We start from the raw sequence: 6,388 nt of genomic DNA, 5'->3' as shown, positions 1-6,388 counted from the left end.
AAGCGGCGCAAGCCCGACAAGGCAGTCCAAGCCTACCTTCGCGTCATCGAGCGATTGCCTGAAGCCGCCAGCGAAGCCCAGGAAGATATAGGCTCGCCAGAGACGTCCCTTTCACGTTAACAAGATATCTTGCGCGCCATTTGCCTTCAAGAACATCGCGTTGCGGTCGCAAGTGACGAACTATAACGCCTCGTGGGCGGGAATCCCGCATTGACCGCGTTCGTCCTGCGAGCTCGCTAACGTGCCACAAATTCGATGACGGCTTCGTCGCGTTCGACCGCATCGATAATAGTCGGTAAGGCGCGCAACGCCAGATCGATCAGCGTTTCAAAAGTTCTGAAAGTTGCAGCGCCATCTCCTTACCACAGCATGATCCCTGGCATCTGTCAGCCCTACGCCGAGGCGAACGAGGGGGCAGGCCTTGAGGAATTGCCGCGACCGCCGGATTATGTCAGATTGCGCCCCAACGGGACGCATCATTAGATTGCAAGATCCCACCCCCAAGGAGGACGGCAAATGTCCGTGCGACGAGAGGCTGCGCCCGGCCAGCTGCAGGTCGACGCCAGGCTGACCCAGCACTATCGACTGGCCAATCCGTTCGGCGGCAGCAAGATCGCGCCGCTGTGCGACGCACAGGGCCGCTTCCACGTGTTCACGCTCGGCAGCGACGGCCACCTCTACGAGGTCTACCAGGACCCGGGAAGCGACAGCGGCTGGAGCAAGGCGGACATGCAGTTCACCGGCTCCGGCATCCAGGCGTTCGCGGCGGGCGTCGGCAGCGACGGCATCACCATGGTGTTCGTGGGAGACAGCGCCGGGAACATGTACTCCATCCGCGACGTCCGCTGGTCGACCGGCTGGCAGCAATTCGGCTCGGTCTCGTTCCCGCCGATCGTCGCCGTGCAGACCTGCCACGACCATGCGGGCGAGCTTCGCTGCACGGTACAGAGCACTGGCGACGACAGCGTCTATCTGTATTGGATGGACTACACCCAGTCGAACAACAACTGGGGGCTCGCCAATTGCTGGTCGCGACCCGAATGGACGGCAGTCGCGTCGATCAACGACTATCAGGTGGGGCTCGATGCCTCGCTGGTCGCAGAGGACGTGAACAAGGGCCTTTCGACCTGGCTGGTCGGGAGCTGCAGCAAGGACGGTGAGACCTATTGCCAGGCCGGCAAGCGCACGCCATGGCTCAACGGCACGGACAACTATTTTGCCTGGAACGAGCCGGTCGGATTCAAGCGCATCTCGCTGGCGCCCAATCCGTCGAACACCCGGGATTCCGTCGCCTTCACCCTGTGGGGGGCCGATAACGGCCTGTACCTGGTCGACAGCGCGACGAGGCAGCTGACCAAGCTCAGCGGCACCGTGCCGCTCGCCGAGATCGCCGCGAACCTGGACGGCCAGGGCCTGCTCGGCGTCATCGCCATCGGTATCGACGGGCGTCTCTACCACGTCCGGCAGGACGCCACGAGCCCGACCGGCTGGACCGAGATGGCGGTCCTCAATGACACCATGACGTTTTCGGCAATCCGCACCATCACCGACCTAGTCGGCAACGTGGTGGCGTTCGCGCTCGATGCCCAGCAGATGCTGTGGCAGGTCTGGCGCGATCCGACGACGCAGGAGTGGCATTTCGCTCAGATCGAGGTCGGCACCGGCCCGCTGCAGCAGGTCATGGCCTATGTCACCAGGATCACTGCGCTCGACAGCCTCGGCACGGCGCGCCCCGGCGCGGAGCTCGCGATCTGGTCGTCCGGTCCGACACCGGCGATGGTCAACGGCGCCGCCGCGCGCCTCGATCCGGTCTTGCCCATGCGCTGCCTGGCCGACGCCAACGGGTCCGTCACGGTCGTCATCGACGCCGACGCGCTCGACACCCCGACGCTCACTCTCGAGGACGACCAGATGATCCCGGGCGAGCGCATCGTGGCCGAGCCCAATTATGGCATTCAAGCCAAGCTGCGCAGCCTCACCGCCGACGATCTGCTCAACGCGAAGAACCGGAACGGCCAGCCGATCACGCTCCTGACCGGCGACTATGCGACCCAAGAGGTCGCCGGCGCCATCGCGCAGGCGTGCAACCAGGCCATGGACATGGTGGGCGGCGGGAAATCCGGCCCCTCGACGGGTGCGCGGCGCCATCTCTCTGCGCGTAGTGCGGCGCGGGCCGCGCGCCGCGTCGCCGCGGGCGCACCGATCACCACGGGCCGGATCGATCCCGGCAGCGTCCCGGACATGCAATGGATGATCAGCTTCAGAGACGGCCCGGTGTTCACCCCGCTGCCGCGGAGCGAGGCGCAGGCCCTGATGGCGCAGCGTCGCATCACGCTGCGCGATGCCGGGGCCTGGTACGACGTCGACTGGGGCGACATCTGGGACGACGCGGTCGGCACGGTGACCGAGGTCTTCGACGTGATCGTCAGCGCCACCGTTGACGTGGCCAAGGACGTCGTGACCGAGATCAAGGCGATGGTCACGCTGATCGTCGACGGCGTCGAGTCCTATTTCGAGGCGACCATCGACTTCGTCGAGCAGGTGTTCACCATGGTCGAGGGATTTTTCGAGAAGGTCGGGGTCTTGCTCGGCAACCTGTGGGACTGGCTCGCCGACCTGTTCGACTGGACCGACATCAGCCTGACCGCGCAGGTGGTGTCGCATGTGCTCGACGTGGGTCTCGACTTTTCCGCCAGCGCCGCCGAGCATGCGCAGAGCGTGCTGATCAACAAGATCGAGGAAGCGTCGGACTTCATCGATGCAGGGATGGAGAATTTCATCACGTCGTTCAGCGCCGGCCGCAGCATCGACGACATCGGCCGATCCCGGGCCAATTCCCCGTACGCCGATCTCGGCTTCTACAATCCGCTGCTCGACGCGGTCCTCGACTATTACGGCTCGATGCAGACCAAGAGGCCGCTCGCCGCGGCCTCCGGCACGCTGAGCCCGGTGCTGCAGGTGCTGCTCGACAAGCTGAGTTCACTCGCGGACCAATTCGAGAACGGCCGCGGGAAACGATCGCTGGACCAGGCCGTGGCCTATTTTGCCGCGATCAAGGCGGGCGCCGCCAACGTCCTCGACCTGCTCGTCAAGGGGCTGCTGGAGACCGCCAAGGCGGTCGCGTTGATCGCCCTCGATGCGGCCGAGGTGGTGATCTCCGCGCTTTTTGCGGCGATCGAGGACGTGATCGGGCTGCTGCGCAGCGTGCTGACCGCGCCGTTGGACATCCCGCTGGTCAACGAACTCTACTATATGGCGACCGGCAACAGGTCCTACTCGCTGGTCGACCTCGCCGCGCTGATCGTCGCCATCCCGGCCAATGCGGCCTACCATCTGGCCTTCGGATCCGCGCCGTTCACCGCGGAGGCGGTCAGCGCCGTGACTACGAACCTCACCATCGACTGGCTCAGGCAGCAGGCCTGGGGTCGCGAGCCGGGCGCGGCGCCGCCCGCGGCCGAGCCTTGGCTGCAGAACCTGCGGGGTGCGTGCGACGCGCTCTACGGCGCCAATTTCATGGCGCGGACCGGGGTCGAGACGGTTATCAATCTCTCACCGGTGCCGGTGCCGCCGCTGATGTGGTTCAACCTGGTGCAGCGTCTGCTGTCGTCAGCGTTGTCCATTCCGTGGGTCATGAAGGATCAGCCGGCGTCTCCATTCGACGCCAGCGCGGCGGGGTTGGAGAACTTCATCTGGATCCTGCAGCTAATCTTCGGACCGGTGCGCGGCGGCATCATCCTGGCGTCGGGCCAGATCGAGTTCGGCGATCCGACCCTGACCCTGTGGGGCGCAATCCACCTGGTGATGGAGGGACTGCTGGCGGGACTGGAGGACGATGAAAACCATCCGGATCCGGAAAAGACCGCCGAGCGGGTGCTGGCGTGCTTGGCGCCGCAGTTCCTCAAGGTGCTGCGCTTGCCGCCCGTGCAGGCGGCGACCGACGACCTGTCGCCGATCGCGCTCGCGATCGTCACCTTCCTGAGCGAGCCGACGATCTGCATCCTGCACCTCGTTCGCACGCTGCCGCCCGCCGCCGCGCCGCAGCTCGTCGAGCAGCGGCCGGCCCTGCTGACGGCCTGACCGATCCGGCCGGCCGCTCTGCCATGTTGCCGATGCGGCGCAAGTCGCATCGGCGCGCTGCTGGCGCCGGCCCCTCTGCAAGCCCGGAATTGAACATCCCCCAAGGCTTACTGCTCGATCGGTTTCCTATTGAGGTCGTAATCGGCAGGATCGGAGCCGAGCTCGCTCACCCCCTTTGCGAGTTCGGATCGGAGCGAATTCTGGAAGTCGTCGTCGTAGGTCGCGATGCTCTTGCGGATCGCGTCTATCCAATGATCTCCGCGATCCCAGGCCTCCATGAATGCCGAAGCGAGGTCGGCGTGTTGCCGGTTGGCGATCATCGCCTCGAAGATCGATCTGGCCTGAAGCCGATCCTTCGCGGCTTTTGCGGTCGCGTCGCGATCCTCCTTCCTGCGGGATCCAACGATCAGTTTGTGAACGGCGTATTTTTCGGGCGGCGGAATAAGGACCGGTACGCCCGCGCCGTGCAGCAGCACCGCCCGGATAGGCTGATAGATCAGATAGTCCAGAAAACGCAGAGGGAATGCCGCGGCTCCGCCCAGGGCCGGCATCCGGACGGGCTTTCCCTCCTGGTCGTCGGATCCGAGGTTAGGCGTCAGGAATTCGACCTTGAAATTGTCTCTTGAGACGAACTGGGTGGAGACCGGTCCGTCCATCTGGCTTGGGATCTCTCGGAAAGTCGGGTCGACCCGCCGAAGCACTTCCAGGATAGGTGGCAAGGAATCGCCTATCGCCACCGAGATTTCGTGGGATTGCGCGAAATCGGCGTCGCCGGTCTGCATGGCGACGGCATTGAGGCGCCTGCCGAGCACAGCGGAGTAGCACTGGTAGGCGACCGTGCCGACCAGCACACCGCGCAAGCGGAAGAAGCCGGCCTTCGCCAGCTCCTCCACGACTTGGCCTGTTATCAGTGGGGGGCGCGGTAGATAGGCCTCGCGCGCCAGGGTGGAGACGAGACGGCGACGTCCTCGCAGATCGGCCTTCAGATCCTTGAACGCTTCGACCCTCTTGGTGATTTCCGGATCGGCTATCGGGCCTACGTATCGGCGGTTCTGGCCCATGCCGTCGGGCTTCGGCATGTCGAAGTACCAGTATTTTTTGTTCTTTACCTCGACGGGCACGAACCTACCGTTTGGCGAGAACTCGGCGATGAAGCTCTCATCCAGGCTGCGCTGGACCAGTTCCGAATAGAGCGTCTGATAGGTGATATCGAGCCGTTGGGCCAGGGCCATGGTGGATCCGTTATACTATTTTCGCGAAAATAGTATAACCAATGAATAACCAGGGCAAGACAGTTATACTAACTTCGCGAAAATAGTATAACTACCCCCCCCCCCCCCTACGACCGCATCCCCCGGGACATTCGGGCGCGGCAGCCCGGAGCCATCAAGCGGTCGCCGGCTGCGTACGCTCCCAAAAAAGCGCGGGCACCCGCAGCGCATAGGCGCCGTCACCGAGCAGAACCTGTGCGATGAGCATGAACACCCAGGCAAGCGGAAATTCCATGCCGCCATCGGCGAACCAGAAGCCCTTACGCACCATCCAGTGATTGGCGACCGCAAGCAGCACGGGGAGCGACAACAAACTGACATAGCGGGTGTAAACGCCGAGCAGCAGCAGCAAGGCGCCGGCAAACTCGATGGCGACGGTGTATCCGAGCACGACGCCCGGATAGCCCTGCTTGATGAGGCCGGCCCACCATGGATCGAACCCAATCACGGCGAACTTCCTGATCAGATGTGCGAAAAAGAAGAACGACAGCCCAAGCCGGAGGACGAGCGCCGCATAAGGCGCAGTGCGATTGTCGATCATGGACGCCCTCCCCTGCTATTATTTTGGCGCGTTCTGGCTTTTTGCTTACCGCAACGGCCGTTTCGCGCGCCGCAACAAGTGGTCGCAGGCCCGAACCTTGTGTCGCACCTCATACCATGATCGCCCAGCCGCCCAGGCCATACACAGGATGGCCCGGCACGAGGGCTTCGTGCCCGGTGTCATCCACAAACACGATGAGACATTGATCGGTGTGGATGGCTGCGCGGGCCCGCCGTCATGACCGCATGAAGGCCAAAAGTGGTCCAATGTCGTGATTGTCTGCTGCCCTGAGCGCCGCCACGTATTGATTGCGCAGCGTCCCTGCGTCCGCAAGGCTTGCGCCGCCCCAGCTAAACGCCTTGCCGCCGAGTCGTTCGATCACGAGATCCGCCATCATGCGCGCGTGACGGCCATTGCCATTCGGAAACGCGTGAATCTGCGTCAGCCGGTGATGCAGGCGCGCGGCGATTTCGTCAGGCGGATAGGTCTTGTGCTCGAC

At 63.9% G+C, this 6,388-nt stretch carries 4 protein-coding genes; 1 reads left to right on the top strand and 3 read right to left on the bottom strand.

Annotated features, from left to right (window positions below):
- Positions 1-648 precede the first annotated feature (648 nt).
- Positions 649-4,077, top strand: a complete 3,429-nt coding sequence (locus ABSG20_RS26490; protein WP_423867443.1) for a PLL family lectin — start codon at positions 649-651, stop codon at positions 4,075-4,077.
- A gap of 107 nt (positions 4,078-4,184) precedes the next feature.
- On the opposite strand, the gene ABSG20_RS26485 is transcribed toward ABSG20_RS26490, so the two are convergent.
- From ABSG20_RS26485 to ABSG20_RS26475, 3 genes are all read right to left on the bottom strand, one after another.
- On the bottom strand, positions 4,185-5,309 hold the full coding sequence (locus ABSG20_RS26485; RefSeq protein ID WP_423867442.1) for a nucleotidyltransferase family protein: 1,125 nt from the start codon (positions 5,307-5,309) through the stop codon (positions 4,185-4,187).
- 154 nt (positions 5,310-5,463) lie between these two features.
- A complete protein-coding gene (locus tag ABSG20_RS26480) occupies positions 5,464-5,889 on the bottom strand; it encodes a DoxX family protein (RefSeq protein WP_423867441.1) in 426 nt (141 codons plus the stop codon).
- A 235-nt stretch (positions 5,890-6,124) separates the two neighbouring features.
- Positions 6,125-6,388 (bottom strand): mobile mystery protein B (locus ABSG20_RS26475; RefSeq protein ID WP_423867440.1); only part of this gene is annotated, 264 nt, incomplete at its 5' end.

The organism is Bradyrhizobium sp., assembly GCF_049512235.1.
Classification (GTDB): domain Bacteria; phylum Pseudomonadota; class Alphaproteobacteria; order Rhizobiales; family Xanthobacteraceae; genus Bradyrhizobium.
The sequence above is the reverse complement of the archived record's forward strand: the minus strand, read 5'-3'. Positions and strand labels throughout refer to the sequence as shown.

What these genes read in the sequence shown, in the direction of transcription:
- ABSG20_RS26485 (WP_423867442.1), bottom strand. Translation starts at nt 5,309, where the DNA reads ATGGCCCTGGCCCAACGGCTCGATATCACCTATCAGACGCTCTATTCG.
- ABSG20_RS26480 (WP_423867441.1), bottom strand. Translation starts at nt 5,889, where the DNA reads ATGATCGACAATCGCACTGCGCCTTATGCGGCGCTCGTCCTCCGGCTT.